The sequence below is a fragment of the Pseudoalteromonas sp. PS5 genome, assembly GCF_004103255.1.
GTDB classification, from domain to species: domain Bacteria; phylum Pseudomonadota; class Gammaproteobacteria; order Enterobacterales; family Alteromonadaceae; genus Pseudoalteromonas; species Pseudoalteromonas peptidolytica.
In genome coordinates this window covers 16,434-41,022 of sequence record NZ_RCSQ01000037.1, presented here as the reverse complement: position 1 = coordinate 41,022, position 24,589 = coordinate 16,434, and the positions used below count along the sequence as shown (strand labels likewise).

At 39.4% G+C, this 24,589-nt stretch carries 16 protein-coding genes and 2 pseudogenes; 11 read left to right on the top strand and 7 right to left on the bottom strand.

Annotated features, from left to right (window positions below; all coding sequences use genetic code 11):
• The first annotated feature begins 25 nt into the window (after window positions 1-25).
• Window positions 26-532 carry a DDE-type integrase/transposase/recombinase gene (locus D9603_RS04965; RefSeq protein ID WP_128730497.1) on the top strand — a complete coding sequence of 169 codons (507 nt, stop codon included), beginning with the start codon at window positions 26-28 and terminating at the stop codon, window positions 530-532.
• A 199-nt stretch (window positions 533-731) separates the two neighbouring features.
• On the opposite strand, the gene D9603_RS04960 is transcribed toward D9603_RS04965, so the two are convergent.
• Together D9603_RS04960 and D9603_RS04955 are read right to left on the bottom strand one after the other, a co-directional pair.
• Entirely contained in the window at window positions 732-1,703 is a 972-nt protein-coding gene (locus D9603_RS04960; RefSeq protein WP_128730496.1) for a transposase, read from the bottom strand.
• 90 nt (window positions 1,704-1,793) lie between these two features.
• Window positions 1,794-1,922, bottom strand: a pseudogene (locus D9603_RS04955) (transposase); the annotation flags it as partial.
• Between the two features lie 369 nt (window positions 1,923-2,291).
• Between D9603_RS04955 and D9603_RS04950 the strand changes: the two are divergent.
• Genes D9603_RS04950 through D9603_RS04935 form a run of 4 tightly spaced genes read left to right on the top strand, consistent with a single transcriptional unit; the run spans window position 2,292 to window position 9,840 of the window.
• Window positions 2,292-3,812, top strand: coding sequence for an ATP-binding protein (locus tag D9603_RS04950; RefSeq protein ID WP_128730495.1), 1,521 nt, complete (start codon window positions 2,292-2,294; stop codon window positions 3,810-3,812).
• The gene (locus D9603_RS04945; protein ID WP_128730494.1) at window positions 3,812-6,988 is read left to right on the top strand and encodes a Z1 domain-containing protein; all 3,177 of its coding nucleotides are present in this window, start codon (window positions 3,812-3,814) and stop codon (window positions 6,986-6,988) included. The genes D9603_RS04950 and D9603_RS04945 overlap by 1 nt, the downstream gene beginning before the upstream one ends.
• Window positions 6,988-7,956 carry a PD-(D/E)XK motif protein gene (locus D9603_RS04940; protein ID WP_128730493.1) on the top strand — a complete coding sequence of 323 codons (969 nt, stop codon included), beginning with the start codon at window positions 6,988-6,990 and terminating at the stop codon, window positions 7,954-7,956. Before D9603_RS04945 ends, D9603_RS04940 begins: the two co-directional genes overlap by 1 nt.
• Window positions 7,957-9,840 (top strand): AIPR family protein, encoded by a 1,884-nt coding sequence (locus D9603_RS04935; protein ID WP_241651585.1) that lies wholly within the window; start codon window positions 7,957-7,959, stop codon window positions 9,838-9,840.
• Between the two features lie 25 nt (window positions 9,841-9,865).
• On the opposite strand, the gene D9603_RS04930 is transcribed toward D9603_RS04935, so the two are convergent.
• Window positions 9,866-11,437: a DNA cytosine methyltransferase gene (locus D9603_RS04930; RefSeq protein WP_128730492.1), complete on the bottom strand. Its 1,572-nt coding sequence runs from the start codon at window positions 11,435-11,437 to the stop codon at window positions 9,866-9,868.
• A 198-nt stretch (window positions 11,438-11,635) separates the two neighbouring features.
• On the opposite strand from D9603_RS04930, the pseudogene D9603_RS04925 reads away from it, so the two are divergent.
• A pseudogene (locus D9603_RS04925) lies at window positions 11,636-12,798 on the top strand (IS3 family transposase).
• Window positions 12,799-12,929: 131 nt separating this feature from the next.
• Complete coding sequence (locus tag D9603_RS04920; protein WP_128730491.1) at window positions 12,930-13,496, top strand: rhomboid family intramembrane serine protease; 567 nt, start codon at window positions 12,930-12,932, stop codon at window positions 13,494-13,496.
• A gap of 46 nt (window positions 13,497-13,542) precedes the next feature.
• Here the strand turns inward: D9603_RS04920 and D9603_RS04915 are convergent, their stop codons facing one another.
• Window positions 13,543-15,618, bottom strand: a complete 2,076-nt coding sequence (locus D9603_RS04915) for a M13 family metallopeptidase (protein WP_128730490.1) — start codon at window positions 15,616-15,618, stop codon at window positions 13,543-13,545.
• Between the two features lie 287 nt (window positions 15,619-15,905).
• Here D9603_RS04915 and recR point away from each other — a divergent pair, with 287 nt between their 5' ends.
• Both recR and htpG read left to right on the top strand, forming a co-directional pair.
• A complete protein-coding gene (gene recR, locus D9603_RS04910) occupies window positions 15,906-16,505 on the top strand; it encodes a recombination mediator RecR (RefSeq protein WP_128730489.1) in 600 nt (199 codons plus the stop codon).
• Window positions 16,506-16,660: 155 nt separating this feature from the next.
• The gene (gene htpG, locus D9603_RS04905; RefSeq protein ID WP_128730488.1) at window positions 16,661-18,574 is read left to right on the top strand and encodes a molecular chaperone HtpG; all 1,914 of its coding nucleotides are present in this window, start codon (window positions 16,661-16,663) and stop codon (window positions 18,572-18,574) included.
• 116 nt (window positions 18,575-18,690) lie between these two features.
• Here the strand turns inward: htpG and tpx are convergent, their stop codons facing one another.
• On the bottom strand, window positions 18,691-19,272 hold the full coding sequence (gene tpx / locus D9603_RS04900) for a thiol peroxidase (RefSeq protein WP_125252457.1): 582 nt from the start codon (window positions 19,270-19,272) through the stop codon (window positions 18,691-18,693).
• A 202-nt stretch (window positions 19,273-19,474) separates the two neighbouring features.
• Between tpx and D9603_RS04895 the strand changes: the two genes are divergently transcribed.
• Window positions 19,475-20,479: a response regulator gene (locus D9603_RS04895; RefSeq protein WP_128730487.1), complete on the top strand. Its 1,005-nt coding sequence runs from the start codon at window positions 19,475-19,477 to the stop codon at window positions 20,477-20,479.
• Window positions 20,480-20,481: 2 nt separating this feature from the next.
• Window positions 20,482-21,459 carry a diguanylate cyclase gene (locus D9603_RS04890; protein ID WP_128730486.1) on the top strand — a complete coding sequence of 326 codons (978 nt, stop codon included), beginning with the start codon at window positions 20,482-20,484 and terminating at the stop codon, window positions 21,457-21,459.
• A 310-nt stretch (window positions 21,460-21,769) separates the two neighbouring features.
• Here D9603_RS04890 and D9603_RS04885 read toward each other — a convergent pair whose 3' ends face one another.
• Complete coding sequence (locus D9603_RS04885; RefSeq protein WP_125252460.1) at window positions 21,770-23,272, bottom strand: SpoVR family protein; 1,503 nt, start codon at window positions 23,270-23,272, stop codon at window positions 21,770-21,772.
• 17 nt (window positions 23,273-23,289) lie between these two features.
• Entirely contained in the window at window positions 23,290-24,573 is a 1,284-nt protein-coding gene (locus D9603_RS04880; RefSeq protein WP_128730485.1) for a YeaH/YhbH family protein, read from the bottom strand.
• Between the last annotated feature and the right edge of the window lie 16 nt (window positions 24,574-24,589).

Below are 24,589 nucleotides of genomic sequence, written 5' to 3'. Positions count from 1 at the left end.
CGTCAGCGTCGCATTTGCTTGTGAAGTGGCAGGGCTAAGCCGCTCAGTTTTTTATTACAAACATAAGCGGCCATCAGATGATGAGGTTATCGACGCGTTGTTAGCATTGGTCGAACGTCACCAAAGATGGGGGCTGCCTAAACTATTTAAAAGGCTTCGTAATAAGGGTAAACCTTGGAATAAAAAACGTGTTGAACGAGTTTACAACATGCTAAAACTCAATTTGAGACGTAAAGGAAAGCGCCGTGTGCCAACAAGAACGCCAGAACCATTAACTGCCCCACAGCAATATAATGAATCTTGGTCAATGGACTTTATGAGTGATGCACTAAGCTACGGACATCGTTTTAGGACATTGAATATACTCGATGACTTCAATCGACAAGCATTAGCGATTGAAGTGGATACCAGTTTAACCGCTGAAAGAGTGATTAGGACACTAAAACAGATCATTGCTTGGCGCGGAAAACCAAAGCAAATTAGAGTAGATAAAAAAACAACACAAAACAACACTGAAAAAAAACAACACTGACACCCACTAGTATCTACCCTATGGTAGTTTCTAGTTAGAACCACAAAAAATTGTTTATTACTCGTATCAAAAGTGCTTAAGAAAATAAGGTTCCTGTTAGTGTTTACGTATTTCCTGACACTAAAGTCAGTGTATCGCACACCATAAAGGCACTGTGGTTAACGCAGCTTGAGGGGTTATCGCTAAAGAATCTATTTGGTTAAGCCAGCAAATGTTCACAATTTGCTAGATTTGTGCGCCGTCGCTTTTTGAGTGTTTCACAGTAAGCGGTGAGTACTCGCTCTCGACCAACAGCACCATGGAAAATCCGAGAAAATTGGGTTGTGAGTTTCATCCAATTATCAGGTTCAATGTTTAGTCGAGACAAAATTGGTTGAGCCTCAAAAATAGCGCCTTTTTTATCGGTGCGAATATAATTCCCCGTAAGCTCGACTAACTCTAGATAAGACTTGAGTTCGAAAGGCAGCCCTTTTGGCATCTTCTTTCGGGGGCTACCTGCAAATCGTAATAGGCTGTTTGGTTGTTTCCCTCGCCTTGCATGGTCGATGCGCTTTTTGATACTGGTAAAGTCAGAGGTTTCAGGCGTTGGGGCTAACTTGGCTCGAATGGGGTTCAAGTCGACGTATGCCATACAAGCAGCTAATGCGGCTTCGTCTAGCAAGGGTTGAGATTTGAATCTGCCTTCCCAAAATCGGCCTGTACATTCATCCTCTTTATTTGCTCTGCGGGCAATATCCTCGTTGAGTACCCGCATAAACCAGCTAATATCTGCCAATCTCTGTCTGTACTTGGCAATATATTCACTGAGTATCAATTGCTCCGACTCACATAGTGGCTCTTCTTCAACGAACTTCCACGTTATCCAATTACCTTTAAATAGCTTGTGCCAGCGTATCACTATGGCCTTGTCAGATAAGCGCTTTGCTCTTTTATCATCAACATGCAATACAATGTGGGTGTGATTACTCATCACCGCATACGCACAGACGTCGATACAAAAGACGGTAGCTAACATCAGGAGCTTTTCTTCAACCCAATCACGGCGATGTGTATAGGATTTTCCAGTTAGTTTATCTTCACCGCATAAATACGCACGTCTAACGCAGCGGGAGATGCAATGATAGTATTTGGTATCTGTTAAGCTGATTTGGTTTTTACGGGCAGTCGCCATCGCTTGTTTCTCTCAATCCTTGAGTGCAGAGTTAGAGCGTAGCCGACTTTTAAAAAAGGCACAAATTAGTGGTGGGTGTCCTTGGTTTATCTTATGTGTATAGGATTTTCCAGTTAGTTTATCTTCACCGCATAAATACGCACGTCTAACGCAGCGGGAGATGCAATGATAGTATTTGGCATCTGTTAAGCTGATTTGGTTTTTACGGGCAGTCGCCATCGCTTGTTTCTCTCAATCCTTGAGTGCAGAATTAAAGCGTAGCCGACTTTTAAAAAAGGCACAAATTAGAGGTGGGTGTCCTTGGTATATTTTCTTGGTATATTTTGGTATATCTTTAGTTAATGGAAAATTCTACTTATGAACTGTTTCATTTTTTGGGGGAGTTACACTTTAATTTGATGTTTAGCCGCTTATTTCTAGTGAGATTGTCGGTTGTGCTCGAAGATTTAGGGATAGTAGAGTGATATGAGTTGACTATCTTTCTAATTTCACTACAAGATTTGACACAAATTAATACTGAATCAATTCTTTTTGTGTCAAAATGAAAATTGTCCGATATAACATAAAGCTTATAGAAGTTAGATACTTATGACGCAATACTCCACGGAAGGTAATTTTGAGGATGTTACCCCAAACCCAGAATATCTTATCAAATCAATTTCAGAACAAGGTTACAGCTTTGAAGCGGCCATAGCCGATTTGATTGACAACTCCATTTCTGCTGGCGCAGATAAAATAGAAATATTGATTGATACAGAAAGTGAGCCATTCAAACTATTTTTAGCAGACAATGGTTGTGGGATGAATGAGAGTCAATTGAAGGACTGTATGAAGTTTCCAAGCCAATCGCCAGACAATAGTAGGCTAGATGACGACCTTGGAAGGTTTGGGCTAGGCATGAAAACGGCCTCTTTCTCTCAAACAAGAAAGTTTACTACTATATCTAGGTCTAAAGGTGAAGTTCAGTTTTCTGCTAGAACATGGGATTTAGAACTGCTTAAAAACAATGAATGGAATCTATTAATCAACTCCAGTCAAGATATTGCCAGCACTCTAGAGCAGTATAGCAATGTAAGCCATTCTCGAATTAATGAACTTCCTGATTTTGACGCTAACACAATTATAGTTTGGGAAGGGCTTTATAAGTTCGAACAATATTTAGAAGAAAAGAACCGAGAAAACGTACTATATAAAGAAATTGATACTATTTCAGAACATCTTAGTTTAGTGTTTCATCGCTTTATGGAAAAGCAGGACAAGAAACTACAAATCAGAATTAATAATCAACTATTAAAGCCATTTAATCCGTTTCCAATCAAAGAGAATGACTTCAGGTCACTAGAGTTCAGAAAACGAAAATTTGGAGATGACTCTATTAAGATAGAGGGTTTTATCTTACCTTCGAGAAGTATCCAAGAAAACAAGCAGGGGTTGTCTATTTGGACCACCAAAAATCGCAGCTTAATGGACATGGAAGGCATATACATATATAGAGCTAATAGATTGATTTTTTTTGGTGGCTGGAATGGCTTAATAAAAAAAGCCCCTCGTCTTCAGCTAGCTAGGTTACAGGTAGAAATAGGAAATAATGCCGATCACTTGCTTCATTTAAACGTTGCTAAATCACAAGTAATCATCCCCCATGAATTAAAAAATGCCTTTCAAGGTTACATAAATGCTCTGAAGCGAGAAGCGGAAAAAGAATTTTATAATCGCGGTATTCGACAGTTTAATGAGCCAAAAGAGAGAACTAATACTCATCTTTTTGAGAGAAAGATCTCAAGTAAGGGACCAGTCCTTGAAATTAATAAAGAGTTTGAACTAATCAAAAGCCTATTTTGTGATTTAGATAAACAGCAATCAGCAAAGCTTAATATGCTTTTTTCTATGGTTAATACCCGTATAAATAAAATAAGAAAGACCCAAGAAAGCCAAGACTTTACCGTTGCAGCCAGTCTTAGTGAAGAAGAGCTGATTATTAATATTAAGGATCTTATTGCGCGAGATGTTGCTCCAGAAGTTATTAAAAAGTTCATTATTCCAGAGCTTGGTTTCAATTTGGATTCTTTGCCTGTAAGTGTATTGGAATTATTACAAGGAGTTAAATAATGTCTGCTCATGAATATGTAGAACAAATTAAAAAGATGATCAACGCTTTGGCTGCTGATTTATCTGATGCCAACAATCTTTCATTGAATGACTTTGAAGTAATATTTGAAAAAGTAAAAGCCTATATACCGATAATGGCGCCAATGATAGGTTTGCCTACCGTAGATGATATTTCTTTAAGAAGTTATTTTGAGTTAGCTAGAAAAGAGTACTTGTCTATTAATCCAACTCAAATAGATCCCGCTGATTCGTTGAGTAAATCCAAAAAGAAATCTTGGTTAACTTCAAAAAGAAAAGATGATATCAAGTGGAGTTATACAGAACGCTATTTAAGGCATTTAAAAAATACAGGCCGCTCAGGAAAAATAATTAGTGAGACAGAACGTTCGAGTGAAGATATTGTCAGTAAACTAGGAGATCCATCTTCTTCAGATGAATTTTATGTAAAGGGACTTGTGGTTGGAGAAGTCCAGTCTGGTAAAACAGGCAATTTTAATGCTGTTATTAACCGCGCTGTAGATACTGGTTATGGCTTAATTATCATTTTGTCGGGAATAATGGAGGACTTAAGAAGTCAAACTCAGCAGAGGATAGAAAGTGACGTAATTGGTGAAGGCCTTGATGAAGAATCTGGAAAAAAAGGTAAAAAGGGAGTTGGCAATATTGCCAGGTTTGGTCAATTAGGAAACTCTGAAATTAACCAAGTGGTTTCTGTTACATCTGTTAACTCTGACTTTAAAAAAAGTCTCGTAGATGCTGACTTTCAGTTAAATCAGACTAATATTCTAGTCTGTAAGAAAAATGTAAGTGTCCTCAAAAATCTCATTATTTGGCTGAGTGACTATGTTGAAAAAGGGAAAGATAAACTTAGCATTCCTTTTTTGATTATTGATGATGAGGCTGACAATGCCTCTTTGAATAATGAGGGGTCTAAAGGACATGAATATGCTTCAAAGATAAACGGTCACATTAGAGCTCTCTTAAGCCTCTTCCACAAAAAGTCTTACTTAGGCTATACAGCGACACCATTCGCCAACGTACTCCAAGATCGAAATGAACAGCCTACAAAAGAATGGCCGATCACATACAAAGAGAAAGGTGAAAAAAAAGAAAAGCTTTTAAAGCAGGTGGATAATATTTTTCCAGATGACTTTATTTACTTACTAAATTCCCCAAGCAACTATATTGGTGCTAAACAAATTTTTGAAACTCTAGAGGTTATTGATAATAAAGCTGAAGGAGAAAAAATTCCGCTGATTGCGGCACCTGTGGATGATTACATTTCTGAATTTCCGACTAGAGTATTGGACGAAGACGATCCAATTGGCATAGAAAATTATGCGAACAAGAGGGAGTGGGACGAAAAGGTAGGCAGTGATTTTTATTTTGGAAGTTATTCGGAATATAGAGCAAATACAAGGGCAGCTAAGTCTTACGACAATTTCCCGAAAAATTTACCTCTATCATTAAAAGAATCTGTGATTTGTTTTATTTTATCAATTGCTATCAGAGAACAGCGCAAACCAGAGATGATAAGCTCTGCTTTGTATCAACCTCATCATACGATGCTTATTCATATTTCAAGATTTACCTTGTGGCAAAATACGACAAGCTTATTAATAGAGAAGTATTTATCCGAGCTAACGGATGCAATACTCAATGATAATCCAACCTCTAACAAGTCTATATATGCTCAAATAGAAAAGGTTTGGTACAAATATTATGCTGAAATTGTTGAGTCAATACGTAATTATCTACCTTCTCAATACTCTGATGAATTTCTAACGCCGATGGTATTTGACTCTATTAAGAGATATTTGCCTGAGGCTGTAAAAGGTATTGAAGTCAAAGCTATTAATAGCATCACTAAGCAAAAGCTAGAGTACTCAAAAGCTTCTCCTAAAAAGTATATTGCAATAGGGGGCAATCGTTTGTCTCGCGGGTTTACCCTTGAAGGGCTAACCATTAATTACTTTATAAGAAATACCAATTATTCGGATACTCTACTTCAAATGGGGCGCTGGTTTGGATATCGACCGGGTTATCTAGATTGTTGCAAACTCTTTACGACAGAAGATGCAATTTTAAAATATAACCAAACGACTAGATGTATAGAAGAGCTTGAACATGAGTTTAAGAAAATGTCGCGACAGGACAGTACTCCTGAAAACTTCGTTTTGAGAGTAAAAAAACATCCTGGGGCACTGAAAATAACTAGGCCTTCCATACTTAAAGGGACCATTGATGTTAAGTGGTCTTATCAAGATCAATTAGAAATGACTACGTTGTTTGATGTCACAAAAAGTAAAATTGATCGAGTATGGGGTAACTTTAAAGAGAATATAGCACCAAAATTGAAAAAGGGGCCTCATCTTGGATTTTTATCTTATGAAGCGACTGGATATGACGTGATAAAGCTTCTGGAAAGTGAAAATAACTTTTCTTTAGAAGATATTTCAACAATGACTCAATTTATTGGGTTGTGTATTGAAAACAATAAGCTGAATAACTGGACAATTGCACTAAAGATCACCGGCTCTGCAAAAGACCTAAAAGGCAAAAGGGTTATTAAAGCTGCTAATTCAAATTTAGTATCCGACGTTGAGCTGTCAATTAGGCGTGGGCCTAATCAAAGTCTAAGCCAAGAACATTATCGTAAACGCTTTTTAGAAGAGCATAAATTCCATATGACAGGGAAAAACGCTAATATTATTTCCTCTTCAAAAGACTTAAGTCTGCGTTTAAGCGAACAGATAATAGCTCGAGCTGAAAATCAATTTTACGATGAAAAGGTGAGGGATATACAAAAGAAAAAACCTTCACTTTCTAATACTGAGGCGAGAAAGGAAATCAAAACGATTCCTGAACGAGTTTACAGAGAAAAAATGACTGAAGATGAAGGCATTTTAATCATTTACCTCTTTGACTCTAAGTATTCTTTTAACCAAGAGGATGGCAAAGAAGACCCTATTTTTCAGGATTATGTTAATGCTAATAATATTGATTTAGACACACCTTTGGTTGGCTATGCTATTGGTTTTCCACCAATACAAAATGATCCTGGAGGGTATTACGTCAAAGGGGATTACGACATTAGTGAAGATGAGCCTTTTGAAGAAGACTACTCGATTGATGACTCTGCCCTGCCAGAAGACTTCCAAGAGGAGGCTCCTTAATGAGAGTAGAGCAGTTGGCTGATAAATGGGAGCAGATCTCTGGGTCTAATGCAGTAAAAGGGTATAAATCTTTAAGAATAACTTCCAGTTGCTATTCTGACGTTTACTTAGCAATAAATGAGCAAGGCAATCATTGTCTTATTCTAAGCCTGCCAAATGATCATGACTTGAAATTCAAGGTCATAAGAAAAGACAAAATTTTGTTGGAATATCTTGCTGACAAAAGTTACGTCGTGATGACATTATTAGATAGCGACTTTAATGGTTTATTTGATGATCTAATTTTATCACTTTTCAACGCTATTAAAGATATAGAAGATGTTGCCGTCTATTCAAAAGTTTTTATACAAACTTTTCATCGGTGGGTTTTGTTTTTTACTCCTGAATTTTCTGACAAGCTACCTAAGGATATAGTTAAGGGAATTTTTGGAGAGTTGATTGTTCTAAAATACTTAGTTAAATATCTGAAATATAAGGATATCAATGACGTATTATCAGGTTGGGTTGGGCCATATGACCAAGGGCATGACTTTGTTTATGATGATAGAAATATTGAAGTAAAGACTAAAGACCATAAGAAAGTTTCGGTTAGAATTTCCGGTGAACATCAACTCGAAATTGAAGCCGGAAAAGAATTAATTTTGTCAGTTGTCTCAGTTACTGAAGATTTGATTAATGGTGCTTCATTGAAGATGTTACTCCAAGAGTTAAAGGAGTTAACGTTTGAAAGATTTGGTGATTTTTCAATAGTTTTAAAGGCTCTTCACCAAAAAGGTTTAACACTACAAAATATTGTTGCTTATGATAATTATCGATTTAAATCTGAGGCAATAACTGATTACAACTGTTTGGAAAAAGGTTTTCCAAAGATAATACCTGCGAATCTCCCATCAAATATAAGCAATGTTAAATACGATTTAAATTTAACTGAAATGTCGAAATTCATATTACGAGTAAGAGAGCTATAAATGGAAGTTCAAGAGCTATTTAAATACAGGCAAGATATTTTAGATGCGTCTAAAGATGAAGACTCACTTATAGGGCAAGAACCCGTGTTATCAGAGCTCTTGCCATATATGTTAGATGCTAAAGTTGTCGATTCTGAAGATATTACTTCGTCTTATTTTTCACCTGGTCACGACAACATAAAAATTAATGCGTATTCAGTTAATGAATCTAAAGAAAGGTTACAACTTTTTATTATAGATGAGACATCTTTAGATGAAACCGCAACTGAGCAAGACCTATGTGTTTCTTTAAAGGCTGACTATGATAAACAGTTTAAAAAAGCTGTTAAATTTTTAAATCTTTCAGTAAAAGGTACTCTAAGCGACAAAGTTCAAGATTCGGACGGTGTAGTTAAATCCCTCATTGCAAAAATAAACTCAGATGAAGGGCTTGATCAATTTGATGTAGTCGAAATATTTCTACTGACATTGACAGCGACCGTTTCAAATAAAGGTGAATCGGTGCAGCCAAGGAAGATTCATTTTGAAGATGGCTTTCTAAAAGTCAAATATGAAAAAAATACCCTATCGATGACAAAAGATATCCTAGTTTTAAAGAAAGTTATTGATTTAAATTTTTTAGCTAGCGTTATCGAGTCAAGGGGAAATCGAGAACCTTTGACCATCAACTTTACGAGAGATTTCGATAAACGAATTAAAGTAATTCAAGCTGCAGACGAAAGAAATTTTGCCTCGTATTTATGTGTTTTAGATGCTGAGATTATATCCGGGTTATATAAGCGATACAGTAGTAGATTACTTGAAAAGAATGTACGGTCATTTTTACAGTTTAAAGGTGTAAATAAAGGGATTAAGGAAACAATTAGAACTAAACCTGAACAATTCATAGCGTTTAATAATGGGTTAACTGTAACCGCAACAAACGCAACAATTAAACCTCATAAAAAATCTTTGTATCTAGAAACCCTGACTGATTTTCAGATAGTAAATGGGGGGCAAACAACTGCATCAATATACTTTTCTCATAAAGAAGGGTTAGATATTAGTAAAGTTAAAGTCATGGCAAAGATTAACATTGCTAAAGACGTTGCTGAGAGTGATTTAGATAACTTAATTTCTAATATTAGTAAGTTTTCCAATACGCAATCTCGAGTATCCAATGTTGATTTACGATCTAAAAGCCCACAATTGAGAACTTTAAAATCTTTAAGTGACAGCGTCATTACACCAAGTGGGCTGAAGTGGTTTTTTGAGCGAGCAAAAGGGGAGTTTTTAACTAAAGTTAGGCATGCTGGCTCTAATGGTAATCGCCTTAAAAAAGAGTTTCCAAGAGAACGTCGCTTTACAAATATGGAGCTAGCTAAGTACTACTCTGCTTGGGGGGATTGCCCTCATTTAGTAAAGAAAGGTGGTGAAAAGATATTTAGGCATTTCATCGAAGTTATCGATCCCGAAGAAAAAACAGAATCTAAAGTTCGTATTGATAGAGAGTTTTACGAAAAGTTAATTGCTAAAATTATTTTATTTAGACGAATGGAAAAAATTTATGGTCAAGGAAAAAACTCTTTAGGGCAATTACGAGCTGCGGTTATTCCTTACACTTTATCAGTGTTATTTAATCACACTGATGGCTCTGCATCTGGAAAAGCCTTTAATCTAGAAAAAATATGGAAAGATGAAAATATTGACAATGATCTGTACGAGTATCTAAAAGAGTTTATGATTTTGATGAATGGCTTAATAAAGAAATATTCCGCAAGTGAAGACTACAATGAATATTCTAAAAAACCAGAACTGTGGGAAGCGATAAAAGACTGCAAAGAAATCGAAGAGTTAATGAAGTCCGCATTTACATTATCCATCTTTAGTACATACACCATATAACGGGCTATATGGTGTACATGTACAGCTAATTAATGAGGTTGTAAATACTTGCTGCAATCTGTTTGGCCAGTAGTGGAGGCACGGCATTTCCAACCTGCACATATTGCTCAGTGCGGTTACCGACAAAAAAGTAATTATCTGGGAATGTTTGTATTCTTGCTGCTTCACGAACGGTTAAACTTCTACATTGAAGAGGATCAGGGTGAATATAATAGTGACCATCTTTAGAAATATGACAGGTAATAGTCGTTGCCGGTAAATCCCACGGTTGAACTCTAAATCTGTCTGCAAACTTTCCGCTGTTAAAATTTTTATGGTTTGGAATAAGATAGCTAGGATAATCTTTTGACTTTGGTGTTCGAGTGGGCCACTTGAGTTGATTACTTAAACTGCCCCAAACACTACAAAACAAATACCTTTGTAGGTCTGCATTTAAATGGCCTCTCGTTTCATGATTAGTTATAAAACTCTCTAGCCTTTTATCGTAATACCATTCCCGCAACTCTTTTTTCTTAATGTTTGAAGTTCTGCGTAAACCAAAAACTTTTCCTTGTTTATCGGCTGGTGCTTCTATTGATTTGTAAATAGACTCTATGGCAGAAGCTATTTCGTTCTGGTCATTATTGCTCAATGATTCGATTGTTTTTTTGGCATCCTTTTGAATGCTTTTCACCCAATTATCATCAGTGTTAGTATCCTTTGATAAACCGCTCCTAAGGGGAGGTAGATCGGATAAAACATCCTCTACAGCGCATAAATTGGTTTGTTTTTTTAGACAAATAGACTTCATGTTTGGATATAAATCTTCTCTTATACCCACTAAAATTACCCTGTGTCTTTTTTGTGGAATACCATGGTATTCACTATACACAACAAAATCTTTCGGCTTAATCTTTTCATTTTCTGAAATAGGGAGCTCTAAAGAGAGAACTTTATAATTATGCTTTGTTCGTCCTTTTTCGGGTCTAATTTTTATCGCCTTACACGGGTTGTGCAGGTCTCTAAAAATAGTTTCGTAGATAGATTCACCATCTACTTTAGCTGAAAGCATACCTTTAACATTTTCCATCACAAAAGCTATTGGTTGAAACTTTGCAATAACCTTTAAGTATTCTTTATATAAGAAGTTTCTTGGATCTTTAGTGGCGTCATAGTCTTTATTACTGCGATTTCTGGCAACACCAGCTAAGGAATAGGCTTGGCATGGCGGACCACCAATTAGGATACATTCCTCACCATTAATAGCTGAAGATATTTTCTTATTAATTACCCTATTATCTTTTCCAAGTTCAAGGTTTTGGGCTTCAATACTTGCTGTTTCTACTTGTTTAGAGAATTTAGGTATTTGGTATAATCTCTCTTCAGGAGTTTTTCCTAGCTTTCCCTTTAAAAAGTCATAATACTCTTCTGGAACTTTGTTCCCGAATTGTCTGAAAAAAGCCCTAAGCATAAGTGTTCTGTGTGCGCTTCTTTCTTTTTCGATTGAAATTGCAATTTTAAAAGGAGAGTTTCCTTTATCATCTTTAAAAGATGAAAATCCCTCGCCTAGTCCGCCTGGACCAGAAAATAGGTCTATTATTTTAACTTGTTTTCTCATGGAAATCGGGAGATGTTTTTAGTGAGCATGATACCAGGAATGAGTATTACTTGACTAATAAAAGTTGCTTAAACTTTTATAGCATTAGTATTTTTTAGCAGTTAGGTACGACTAAGGTTAGCTGCTGTAGGTGTTGTGGTTCAATAAATCCGGACACTATTTTAGGTGGTATCATTACCACTCAACTAGAGGTGTCCAATGGCAAGAAAACGTCGAACATTTAGTAAAGAATTCAAACTTGAAGCAGCTTGTTTAGTTTTAGATAAAGGCTACTCCCTCCAAGAAGCATGTCACTCTTTGGATATTGGTGAAACCGCCTTAAGGCGCTGGGTACAGCAGCTTGAGCGTGAACGAAACGGTGAAACACCTACGTCTAAAGCGTTGACCCCTGAACAGCAAAAGATTCAAGAGCTTGAAGCTCGGATCAATCGCTTAGAGCGAGAAAAATCAATACTAAAAAAGGCTACAGCTCTCTTAATGTCAGAAGAAATGAACAATATTCGTTAATAGACCAATTAAGTGAGCACGAACCAGTAGAAATGGTCTGTAACGTCTTTGATATTGCTCGTTCAAGTTTTTATGATTATAAAAGACGTCGTAACATCATTGATGTCAATGAGATTAAGCTAAGAGCTCAACTAAACGCTTGCTTTAATCTCAGTCGAGGCGCTTCGGGTAGTCGTACACTCTTAGCAATGCTTGCAGATTTAGAGATTGAGGCGGGTTTATTCAAGGTCAGGCGGATAATGCGTGATATGCACCTTGTGTCGAAACAACCAGGACCACACGTTTAAAAAGTAGCGGTGAATGAACGCCCTGATATACCAAACTTGTTAAATCGAGAGTTCGATGTGCAAAATCTAAATCAAGTGTGGTGTGGAGATATTACGTATATTTGGACTGGTCAGAAGTGGTCATACTTAGCAGAAGTTATTGATTTATACGCGCGGCGAGTTGTTGGTTGGGCGATGTCAGAAAAGCCAAATACTGCATTAACTATCAAGGCATTAGATAGAGAATATGAACAAAGAGGCAAACCTAGGGGAGTTATGTTCCATTCTGACCAAGGCAGTCAGTACAGCTCAATCAAATTTAGGCAGAGACTATGGCGATATCAAATAACACAAAGTATGAGCCGCAGAGGAAATTGTTGGGACAATGCCCCGATGGAGCGTTTATTTAGAAGTCTCAAAACGGAATGGCTTCCAAGTACAGGCTACAGCTCATTTAAAGAAGCTGAACAAGACGTTAGCTTTTACTTGATGAACTATTACAACTGGAGAAGGCCTCATAGTCATAACAATATGCAAGCTCCAGCAGTAGCAGAAGAAAAACTTAATTCACTGTCCGGAATTAGTTGACCACTACAGTCTTAATTATAATAAGTCGGCCGTTTGATGAGTATAAGGCTGTAAACGCAATTGGTTAAGTTTGCAAATTAATCAGAAATAGCGCCTAATAGGGCGCTATTTTTGTCTGTTACGGAAGTAAGATGAGTAAATACGCCTTGATTTTTCCGCCCAATTTTAAGCTAGTTTTGTACGCTATGGCGGTGATGTGTGTTGTACAGGTGTTAGGTGGTCTTTTTGGCTTCCCCGTCTATCGATTTGGGATTGTGCCTCATGATATTCACCATTTAAGTAGTGTCTTTACCGCACCTTTTGTACACGGTAGCTGGGGGCATTTGATGAGTAATTTACTGGGGCTAAGTATCAGTGGTTATTTGGCTGCGAGATTACCTAAGTTCAAGCGTTCAACATTTTTTATTGTGGTTGCGACAGGGCTGCTGGTGTGGCTGTTTGCTGGAAATGCCAATCACATTGGCGCATCAGGCATCGTAATGGGTTACTTTGGCTTATTGCTAGGGGCTGCACTGTTTAATCGAGACATTCTTGGGATCGTGAGCTTTGTAGCGCTGTTGGTGCTGACTTACTATGCCAATATAAGTTTTTTAGCGACCTTGTTTGACTTCTCTGCTCAAACGAGTAGTTCTAGCCATATTTTTGGTTTTTTAAGTGGGCTCCTCGCGGCTTATATCACCAAGCCCAAGCGTGTCTAATATAACCTGCCTGTGACGGCAGGTTATTAAGTTTCAGTTTGGCCAATTACCAGATACGGACGCGCTCTTCTGGTGCTAGATATAGTTTATCACCCGGTTTCACATCGAATGCTTTGTACCAAGCATCATGGTTACGAGGTGCTAACGCTCTGAAGCGGCCAGGAGCGTGAGTGCCTGCGCGCAGCTGGTTTAACATGCTTTGTTCAGTACGCTTTTCTTTCCATACTTGTGCCCAAGCAAGGAAGAAGCGCTGATCACCAGTTAAGCCATCGATGATAGGCGCTTCTTTACCATTGAGGCTAAGCTTGTACGCATGGTAAGCCATGGCTAGGCCACCAACATCGCCGATGTTTTCACCAAGGCTGTTACGACCATTTACAAAGTTGCCTTCGATAGGTTCGTACTTGCTGTATTGCGCAGCGAGCTTGTCAGCTTTTGCTTCGAATGCAGCGCGGTCAGCATCAGTCCACCAGTTACGTTGAATACCTTTTGCATCAGACTTAGAACCTTGGTCGTCAAAACCATGTCCCATTTCATGACCGATCACTGCACCGATACCGCCGTAGTTTACTGCCGGATCGGCGTTCGGGTCGAAAAATGGTGGTTGTAAGATTGCCGCAGGGAAAACAATTTCATTGAATGAGCTATTGTAATAGGCGTTAACGCGTTGCGGTGTCATACCCCAGCGGTTGCGATCTGTTTTTTCAAGCTCTTTTGCCACACTGTCGTTTCTGAAGAATTGACGTAGATTTTGAACATTGCCAACTAAATCATTATTCTTAAGTGTTAGCCCTTCAAATGACTGCCATACATCAGGGTAACCAATTTTAGGCACGAATGCTGCGAGTTTTGCTTGTGCATTAACTTTTGTTTCTGCGCTCATCCAGTCAAGATTTTCAATGCGCTCACCTAGTGCTTTACGCAGGTTTTCAACTAGCTCAGACATCTGCTCTTTTGATGACTCAGGGAAGTGTTTATCTACGTACACTTTACCAATTGCAAAGCCTAATGACTGTGTGCCTGACATTTGGCTTACTGCACGCTTCCAACGAGGGCGAGGCTCTTGTTGGCCGCTTAAATGTTTACCGAAAAACTCAAAATTGGCATTAAAAATTTCTTCAGATAGCAATCCAGCATTTCCACTGATGGTGTGAAAAGTCAGGTAGTCTTTCCATACCGCTAAATCTTCTTTGTTGACAAGATCAATCATTGCTTTGATCGGATCAGGCTGAGACATGTTGAGTTGTGGTACTTGGTAACCCGTTTGCTCAAAGTATAGATCCCAGTTAAACCCAGGATATTCTTTTGCTAAGTCTTCACGCTTAATTTGGTTAAGGGTGAGGTCGCGGTTACGACGCTTTTCACGTGGCCAGTGGCTTTCTGCCATTTTAGTTTCAAGAGCAAGTATTGCTTGTGCTCGCTCTGTGGTATTGTCTAGACCTGCAAACTTAAGCATAGTGGCAATGTGGTTAATGTACTCTGCGCGAGTATTAACAAAGCGCTGGGCATCCTCTAAATAATATGAGCGATCAGGTAAACCTAAACCCCCAGCTCCCATCGACATTTCATATTTGTTAGGGTCTAGGCGGTTGAACCACATACCACCACCAATTGGTGAATTGGCACCAGTTAACCAAGCTTGACCAAAGGCTTTTGTTAGGCCATCAGTGTTGTCAATTGCTTTAATCTCATCTAATAAACCTTGAATTGGCGTGATTCCGAGCTTATTAAGCGTTTCAACATCCATAAATGCGTTGTAGAAGTCGGCAATGAGTTGCTCTTGAGCATTCAGGTTTTCTCGAGAAACAATATCTTCAATGATAGCATTGACTTGCTTTTCACTGCGTTCAGCAAGCGCGGTAAAGGCACCGTAGCGTGTCTTATCTGCTGGCATTTCATAGTTACTGTACCATGTACCACTGGCGTACATAAAAAAGTCATCGCCAGGCTTTACGCTTTCATCACGGGCTGTTAAGTCTACGCCAAACGTGCCTAATTCTGCTTTTTCAGTTGTGATTGTTGCTTCGGCTGGTGTATTTGATTGACTTGTTGATACCTTTTGCTCCGAGCATGCTGTTAGCATAATGGCAGCTATGGTGCTTGCGATAATTGTTTTTTTCATTATTAGCTCTCTATGATTATGTCGAGAAGTCAGCCCTTTTTGCAGCTAAATGTTACTACTTTTGGGAATGCTACCATTGTCCGGTGATTATGTCTCAGCTGCAAGCATTTGAGCTGAATTGGTGGTTAATTCAAGGCGAATGATTTTATTAAAGCAAAAATTGCTTGGGATTGAGGTTTTGCTGTTGCTGCTTTTCGTGCCGCGCTTTAAATCAGTATGAATATCCCTTATCATCTCGGCATTATTAAAGGTGCATGTGCACCGAACAAGCTACGAGAAGCTCATTTATGCAATTATCACCTAGTCTGACCGCGCTTATCGAAGCGCTACGTTGTTTACCTGGCATTGGACCTAAATCTGCTCAACGTATTGCTTTTCATTTATTGGAGCGAGATAGAGAAGGTGGCTCGCAATTAGGACAGTGTTTGAGTCATGCGATGCAGGCTATTGGCCACTGTAACAGCTGCCGTACCTTTAGTGAGGTTGATATTTGCGATATATGCCTGAGTATAAAGCGCCAAGATACAGGTCTACTTTGTGTCGTTGAGTCGCCAACAGATGTACTAGCAATCGAGCAAACAGGACAATATAGTGGTTTATATTTCGTATTAATGGGTCACTTATCACCGCTTGATGGTATTGGCCCAAATGAAATTGGTTTAGATGTGCTAGAGTGCAAACTGAATGACGGCAACATTAACGAAGTTATTTTAGCGACCAATCCAACGGTTGAAGGCGAAGCAACGGCACATTACATCTCAGAACTTTGCCACAAATATGGTGTTGATGCGTCACGTATAGCTCATGGCATGCCGGTTGGTGGTGAGCTTGATTTAGTTGATGGGATGACATTAATGCACGCGTTTAGCGGTCGTAAAAAGCTATAAACTATTTTTATTGTCCTGTTTTTAAGCAAACTCACAAAAAAGCAGGGCTGCATGTTAAAAATTTAATTTAGTCTCTTGAAAGTTTGTTCTCTCCCCCCATATAGCTAGCATAATGATTTAGAACACTGCACTAATTGCTTATATTGGAGAGAACAATGTCCGCAGCTCAAAAAGAAACATTAGGCTTTCAAACAGAAGTCAAACAATTACTAAACCTAATGATCCACTCTTTATACTCAAATAAAGAGATCTTTTTACGCGAATTAGTATCTAACGCTTCAGATGCGGCTGACAAACTACGTTACCTTGCATTGCAAAATGGCGACCTTTACGAAGGCGATGCAGAGCTACGTGTTCGCCTTAGCGCTGATAAAGATGCTAAAACCATCACCATTTCAGACAATGGGATTGGTATGACGCGTGATGAAGTGATCAGTTCATTAGGTACTATTGCAAAATCAGGCACAGCCGATTTCTTTAAAAACCTAACGGGCGATCAAGCAAAAGATTCACAATTGATTGGCCAGTTTGGTGTTGGTTTTTACTCAGCATTTATTGTCGCTGATAAGGTGACTGTACGTACTCGTAAAGCTGGCGAGTCTCAAGCGGTTGAGTGGGAATCACAAGGCGAAGGTGACTTTACCATTGCTGAAGTTGAAAAAGTAGAACGTGGTACAGAAATCACACTACACCTACGTGAAGAAGAAAGTGAGTTCCTAGAAACGTATCGTCTACGCGGTATTGTGACTAAATACTCAGACCACATTTCTATTCCGGTAGAACTTTACAAAGACCCAGTTCCTGAGTCAGAAGGTCCTGACGGTGAAAAAATCGAAGCGCAGCCTGGCGAGTGGGAAGCAATTAACAAAGCGACAGCACTTTGGACACGTGACAAATCTGAGATCAGTGAAGAAGAGTATAAAGAATTCTACAAACACGTTGGTCATGACTGGGAAGAACCGCTTTCATGGGCTCACAATAAAGTAGAAGGTAAAACCGAGTACACTAGCTTACTTTATATCCCTAAAAAAGCGCCATTCGATTTATACAACCGTGAACGTCAGGCCGGTCTTAAACTGTATGTACAGCGTGTATTTATCATGGATGACGCTGAACAGTTTATGCCAAGCTACTTACGTTTCGTTAAAGGTTTATTAGATTCTAACGATTTGCCACTTAACGTATCTCGTGAAATCCTACAAGATAACAAGATCACGCAAGCTATTCGTAAGGGCTGTACGTCTCGTGTACTCAAAATGCTTGAGCGTATGGGCAAAAACAAACCAGAAGACTATCAAACATTCTGGAATGAGTTTGGTAATGTAATTAAAGAAGGCCCAGCAGAAGATTTTGCAAACAAAGAAGCCATTGCAAAATTACTGCGTTTTAGCTCTACACATACAGACGAAAAGACGCAAAATGTGTCGCTTGAACAGTATATTGAGCGCATGAAAGAAGGCCAAGACAAGATCTACTATGTTGTGGCTGACAGCTTTGAAGCAGCGAAAAGCTCTCCTCACCTTGAAATCTTCCGTAAGAAAGGGATTGAAGTGTTGCTATTGAGCGACCGTGTTGATGAGTGGATGATGAGCCACTTGACTGAGTTTGACGAGAAGCAACTTCAATCAATTACTCGTGGTGACTTAGACCTTGGTGATATGGATGATGAAGAAACTAAGAAGGCACATGAGGAAAGTGAAAAAGAAGTTGAAGGTCTAGTTGAACGTGTGAAAACCGTACTTGGTGATAAGGTAAAAGAAGTTCGCTTCACGCATCGTCTAACAGACTCTCCAGCTTGTGTGGTAGCTGATGACAACGACATGAGCTCGCAAATGCAAAAGCTAATGGAGCAAGTGGGCCAAGCTGTTCCTGAGTCTAAGCCTGTATTTGAGCTTAACCCAGAACACCAATTAGTTAAGCACTTAAATAATGAGCAAGACGAAGACAAGTTTGGTCAGTGGGCTGAAGTACTGCTAGACCAAGCTATGTTAGCTGAACGTGGCAGCCTGAAAGACCCGGCAGGCTTCGTTAGCCGTTTGAACAAACTCATGTTAGATCTACAAAAATAGACCACTTAATTAAGCTGAATGCTAACATCTCAGCTTACTGAAGAAAAAGGCCGGACATCTTGATATAGTGTCCGGCCTTTTTTATGTCAACAACTCAGTAATTATAAAGTAGCAGGCTAAAGGGCTTGCAACGCAGATACCGCATCATCATAGTTTGGCTCTTTCGCCAAGTTTTCGACTAGTTGCTTGTAAACTACTTTATGCTCTTTATCGAGTACAAAGATAGCACGGCTAAGTAACCCCATATCTTTGATGAGCAAGCCATAATTCTCACCAAATGAATGCCATACAGCATCAGATAATGTTTTTACTTTGTCGATATTTTCAGCTTTACAAAAGCGCTTTTGTGCAAAAGGGAGGTCGGCGCTGATAGTCAACATGGCGACATCAGGGAATTGACTCGCTACTTTTTCATTGAAATGTTTAGTTTGTAAACTGCATGTACCTGTATCTAGGCTTGGTACGACGCTAATTAATACCGCACGATTGCTAAAGTCAGCCAATGTGACCGGAGTAAAGTCAGCATCAGCGACTTTAAAATCAGGTGCAGCTTGACCGGTTTCAACCCCACGACCAAGTAAAACAACGGCTTTACCTTGCGCTTTTACTTTGCCCATATCGACAGTATTTTCAGGTAAATCATAGGCAAAAGATGCCACACTAAACAGGCTACTCGCCAAAACTAACGCTTTGAGCATAAAGTATTCCTTTTGAAGTTAACTTAATTGATTTGAGTGTATTATACTGACAGTAAGGAACCAAGCTTAAGTGACATTTAGATTGTAAAAATGACGTTGTTTTATTAACATGTGTCGCAATTTTAAGCTTTTATCTCATAAATATAATTAAACCTTCCCTGCACATTGCCGATATGCAATGGGAAACAGAAAGAGAGCTTGTATGTCTACATTAGTCCTAATTTGTGACGATTCAAAACTTGCCCGTCGGCAGTTGGCGCGTTCGCTGCCAGATGACTGGGATATTAAAGTGGAATTTGCGGAGAATGGACTTGACTGTATCAAACAAATTGAAGCGCTTTCTCCGGAGATACTCTTCTTAGATTTAAACATGCCGCAAATGGATGGCTATGAAGTGCTGCAAGCGATCAGTGAACAAGATCTCTCCGTGCTTACCGTCGTGGTGTCTGGTGATATTCAGCCTAATGCGCATCAGCGTGTGATTGAGCTGGGGGCGATAGATTTTATCCGTAAGCCCTGTGATGCCGCCAAACTTGCTGAAATCATTGAGCACCATGGTATAAAAGACAAAGCAATCAGAGAAAGTTTGGTTCATAAGCTTGGCGAGCAGATAGACCCTGAAATTCGTGATATCTATCAAGAATTAACGAATGTCGCCATGGGTCAAGCCGGTGATTTGCTAGCGAGGTTACTCAACGTCTTTGTTGAATTACCTATTCCGAATGTCAACGTGTTAGAAGTTAACGAGCTTCACATGGCCTTACAAGCCATAGATGCTAGCGCAACGACATCTGGAGTTTGCCAAGGTTTTATTGGCGGCGGTGTTTCCGGTGAGGCGTTGCTATTGCTAAATGACTCTAGTTTTAAGGAAATCGCTTCTTTGATGAATTACCATGGGGAGTTGAACACAAAAGTTGAGTTAGAGCTGTTGATGGACATTAGTAATATCTTGATTGGTGCCATTCTTACTGGTTTATCAAAGCAGCTTGATATGCCATTTAGTCAGGGGCATCCAGTGGTGCTCGGGCAGCATTGTGATGTTGCTGAGCTGGTAAAGGCTAACAAAGCAAGGTGGCAACGAACGTTAGCAATAGAGATAAGTTATGGCATTGAAAACCATAATATAAATTGCGATTTGATGCTATTATTCACGGAAGACTCGCTGAAAACCCTAAAATATAAAGTAGCCTACTTATTGGATGATTAACTATGCCAGCAGCCGATTTTGACATGAATGAAATCCATTGGTTAATGGATATGTTTAACACCGTAGATGTTGGCCTCGTGGTGCTCGACCGTGACTACAAGGTATGTATCTGGAATGGTTTTATGGAGAATCATTCAGGATTATTACCAAGCGCTGTAAAAGACAAAGATATATTCGACTTGTTTCCAAGTATTGATGAGCAATGGTTTCGTTCAAAAGCAGAGCCCGTTTTTGTACTTAAAAATCGCTCTTTCACCATTTGGGAGCAACAACCTTACATATTTCGCTTTAGAAACTATAGGCCAATTACGGGTAAAGCGGACTATATGTATCAAAATGCCACCTTTATTCCACTGACAACCGTGACTGGCGATGTCGGTCATATCTGTGTGATCATTTACGACGTAACTGACGAAGCAATCAATAAACTAGAGCTAGAGTCATTAAATAAACAGTTAGAAAAGATCAGCCGCACGGATAGTCTAACTCAGTTGCATAACCGTGGGTTTTGGGAAGAAACTCTCAAGCAGGAGTTTAAAAGGCTGAAGCGCAGTCAAGGTCAAAGTGCATTGCTAATGTTCGATATTGACCACTTTAAACGCATCAATGATGAATATGGGCATAGCGGAGGGGATGAGGCTATTCGCCACATTTCCGATCTGTTGCGAAAAACCCTCAGAGAAACGGACACCGCAGGACGTTATGGTGGTGAAGAATTTGCGGTTACTTTACTCGATACTGACGTCAAAGGTGCGGTTACATTTGCAGAAAGACTGCGTTCACTAATAGAAAATTCGTCTATTTACTACGATGAGCAACAGATAAAAATTACCGTGAGCCTAGGCGTTGCAGCTTTTAAAGAAACTTTTGAAAAGCATGAGCAATGGATTGAAGCCGCTGATAGCGCACTGTACGTTTCAAAAGAAGGTGGAAGGAATAAGGTAACCGTTTATTCAGAGGAAATGGACGGCGAGTCCTAAGACGAGTCCTAACCTGAGATGCTGCCATAAAAACCAAGACTATGGCGCCTTCTTCGTTATTGGCATCGAGTCGTGAGGTGAAAAGGAAAGGGCAGTTAACATCCTTAGGCTAGAGCAAGATTAAGGCTTAAGGCGAACTTTAAAAAACAAGTAAGTTCACAACATGCTCAGGCTTTGGAGTATAAAGCCAGCTGCTTACCTATTTACCTTTGTTTTTAATAAAACCTAGTGCTCTCTTTATGGAGGTGAAATTAAGTGGTGTTATCGCCTTAAACACACCACTTAATTGAACAAATCGATAAGCCAAGTATCATTCACCTTCGGTTTCTGGACATTGTGCGATTTGCTCTACTTTACCCGTTTCATCAACTTGCTCGAGGCGAACTTTAAACCCCCATAAGCGATAAAGGTGCTTTATCACCTCTTGCTTTGACCCTGCAAGTGGGATCCCACCCTGTGGGATGTATCTAAGAGTTAGCGATCTATCACCTCTGATATCAACATCGTAGACTTGAATATTTGGTTCATGATTACTCAAATTATACTGTGCAGAAAGTGCGCTGCGGAGTTGCTGATAGCCCATTTCATCATGGATAGCACCAACTTCTAGATGCGGTGATTTTTGCTTGTCAACGATAGTAAAAAGTTTAAAGTCACGCATCAGCTTTGGTGATAAAAATTGACTAATAAAGCTCTCATCTTTAAAGTTTTGCATCGCAAAGTGCAGAGTATCCAGCCAATTGCTTCCTGCAAACTCAGGGAACCATTGTTTATCTTCCTGAGTCGGGTTTTCACAAATACGACGAATATCTACCATCATATTAAAGCCCAATGCGTACGGATTAATACCAGAGTAAAATTTACTGTTGTAAGGGGGCTGGTAAACTACATTGGTATGGCTCTGTAAGAACTCCAACATAAAGGAATCACTTAATTTTCCCTCATCATATAGGTGGTTCAATATGGTGTAATGCCAAAATGTTGCCCAGCCTTCGTTCATAACTTGGGTTTGTCTTTGAGGATAAAAATACTGTGATACTTTACGAACAATACGTATTATTTCACGTTGCCATGACTCAAGTAGTGGGGCATTTTTCTCAATAAAGTATAAGATATTCTCTTGAGGCTCCGTTGGGAAGCGTGGACGGTCGTGTGTTTCTTGATCTTCGCCTTTTGGTATTGTGCGCCAAAGTTCATTAACCTGAGACTGTAAATAGTCTTCACGCTCTTGTTGGCGCTTCTGCTCCTCAAACATAGATATACGTTGTGGACGCTTATAACGGTCAACGCCGTAGTTCATCAGCGCATGGCAAGAGTCAATCAGGTTTTCTACTTCGTCTATGCCGTACTTTTCTTCGCATTTAGCGACATAGTTTTTTGCGAATACTAAATAGTCAATGATAGACGACGCGTCCGTCCATGTCTTGAATAAATAATTACCTTTGAAGAATGAGTTATGCCCATAACAAGCGTGTGCCATAACCAGCGCCTGCATCGGCAAAGTATTTTCTTCCATAAGGTAAGCGATACAGGGATCTGAATTGATCACAATTTCATACGCCAGTCCCATTTGACCGCGTTTGTAAGTTTGTTCTGTTTGAATAAATTTTTTGCCATAGGACCAATGCGCATAACCAATAGGCATACCGACACTGGAGTACGCATCCATCATTTGTTCGGCCGTGATCACCTCAATTTGATTAGGGTAGGTATCTAGTCTGTAATGCTCTGCTACACGAGCAATTTCTTGATGATAAGTATCAAGTAAATCAAAAGTCCAATCAGGACCATCGTCTATTGGCTTATAGGTCATCGCACAACCTCCCAAAATTATGCAGCGCTTTGCTTATCTTTGTTCTTTTTGAACAGCTCTCTGAAGATAGGGTAAATATCCTCTACGCTTCGAATGTGTTGCATAGCAAAATTATCAAAGGCATTAGCTACTCCTTGATACTCTCGCCATAGGCTTTGATGCGCCCGGGTCGTTATTTCAATGTAAGCATAATACCGTACAGTTTTGAGCAGTTTACTTGAAAGTATTTGAGTACATTGCGGCGAATCGTCTGCCCAATTGTCGCCATCTGAAGCTTGTGCTGCGTATATATTCCAGTCGCCCTGCGCGTAGCGTTCTTGAATAATCTCATCCATTAGCTTCAGTGCACTTGAGACGATAGTACCCCCCGTTTCTTGCGAATAGAAAAACTCTTGCTCGTCCACCTCTTTGGCTTGAGTATGGTGGCGGATATATACCACCTCTATATCTTTATATGTTCGGGTTAAAAACTGATATAGCAAAATATAAAAACGCTTTGCCATATCTTTGGTCGCTTGATCCATAGAACCAGATACGTCCATCAAGCAAAACATAACCGCTTTGCTGGTGGGGTGGGGGCGTCGCTCGTAATTACGAAAACGCAGATCGTAATTGTCGATGAAAGGCACCGCAGCAATTTGTGCTCTCAATATTTCAATACGTTGCTCGATATCAATTATTTTTTGTTGCGGAGGCACCGGCTCAGCTAACAAATTGGCTAATTCCTCTTCTAACTCTTTTAATTCGCGCCTTTTGCTTGATGTCATGGCTATGCGTCGTGCCATAGAGCCTTTTAGACTTCGTACAATGTCTAAGTTGCTTGGCATACCATCGTTACAAAAGCCCGCCCGATGTGTTTTCATTTGCATCAGTTTATCCAACTGACTCTGTTGCAGGTTAGGCAGCTCTAAATCTTCAAACAATAAATCTAAATATTCATCTTTAGAAATAGAGAAAACAAAATCGTCTTGGCCTTCCCCTTGGTCACTTGCCTCGCCCTCACCACCACCACCTCCCTGACCGGAAGGCGGGCGCTGAATTTTGTCACCTGTAGAAAATTGATCATTACCAGGGTGAATAAGCTCTCTATCTCCCCCCTTACCTTGATGGAAAGTAGGTTCGCTAATGTCTCTTTGTGGAATAGAAATGCTTTCGCCACTTGAGACATCAGTCACACTTCGTTTGTTAATCGCCTCTGATACCGCCTTTTTTATCTGCTTTTTGTAGCGGCGGATAAAACGCTGGCGGTTCAGAGTGCTCTTATTTTTGCCGTTAAGACGGCGATCAATAAAATGCGCCATATAACACCCTCTTTAA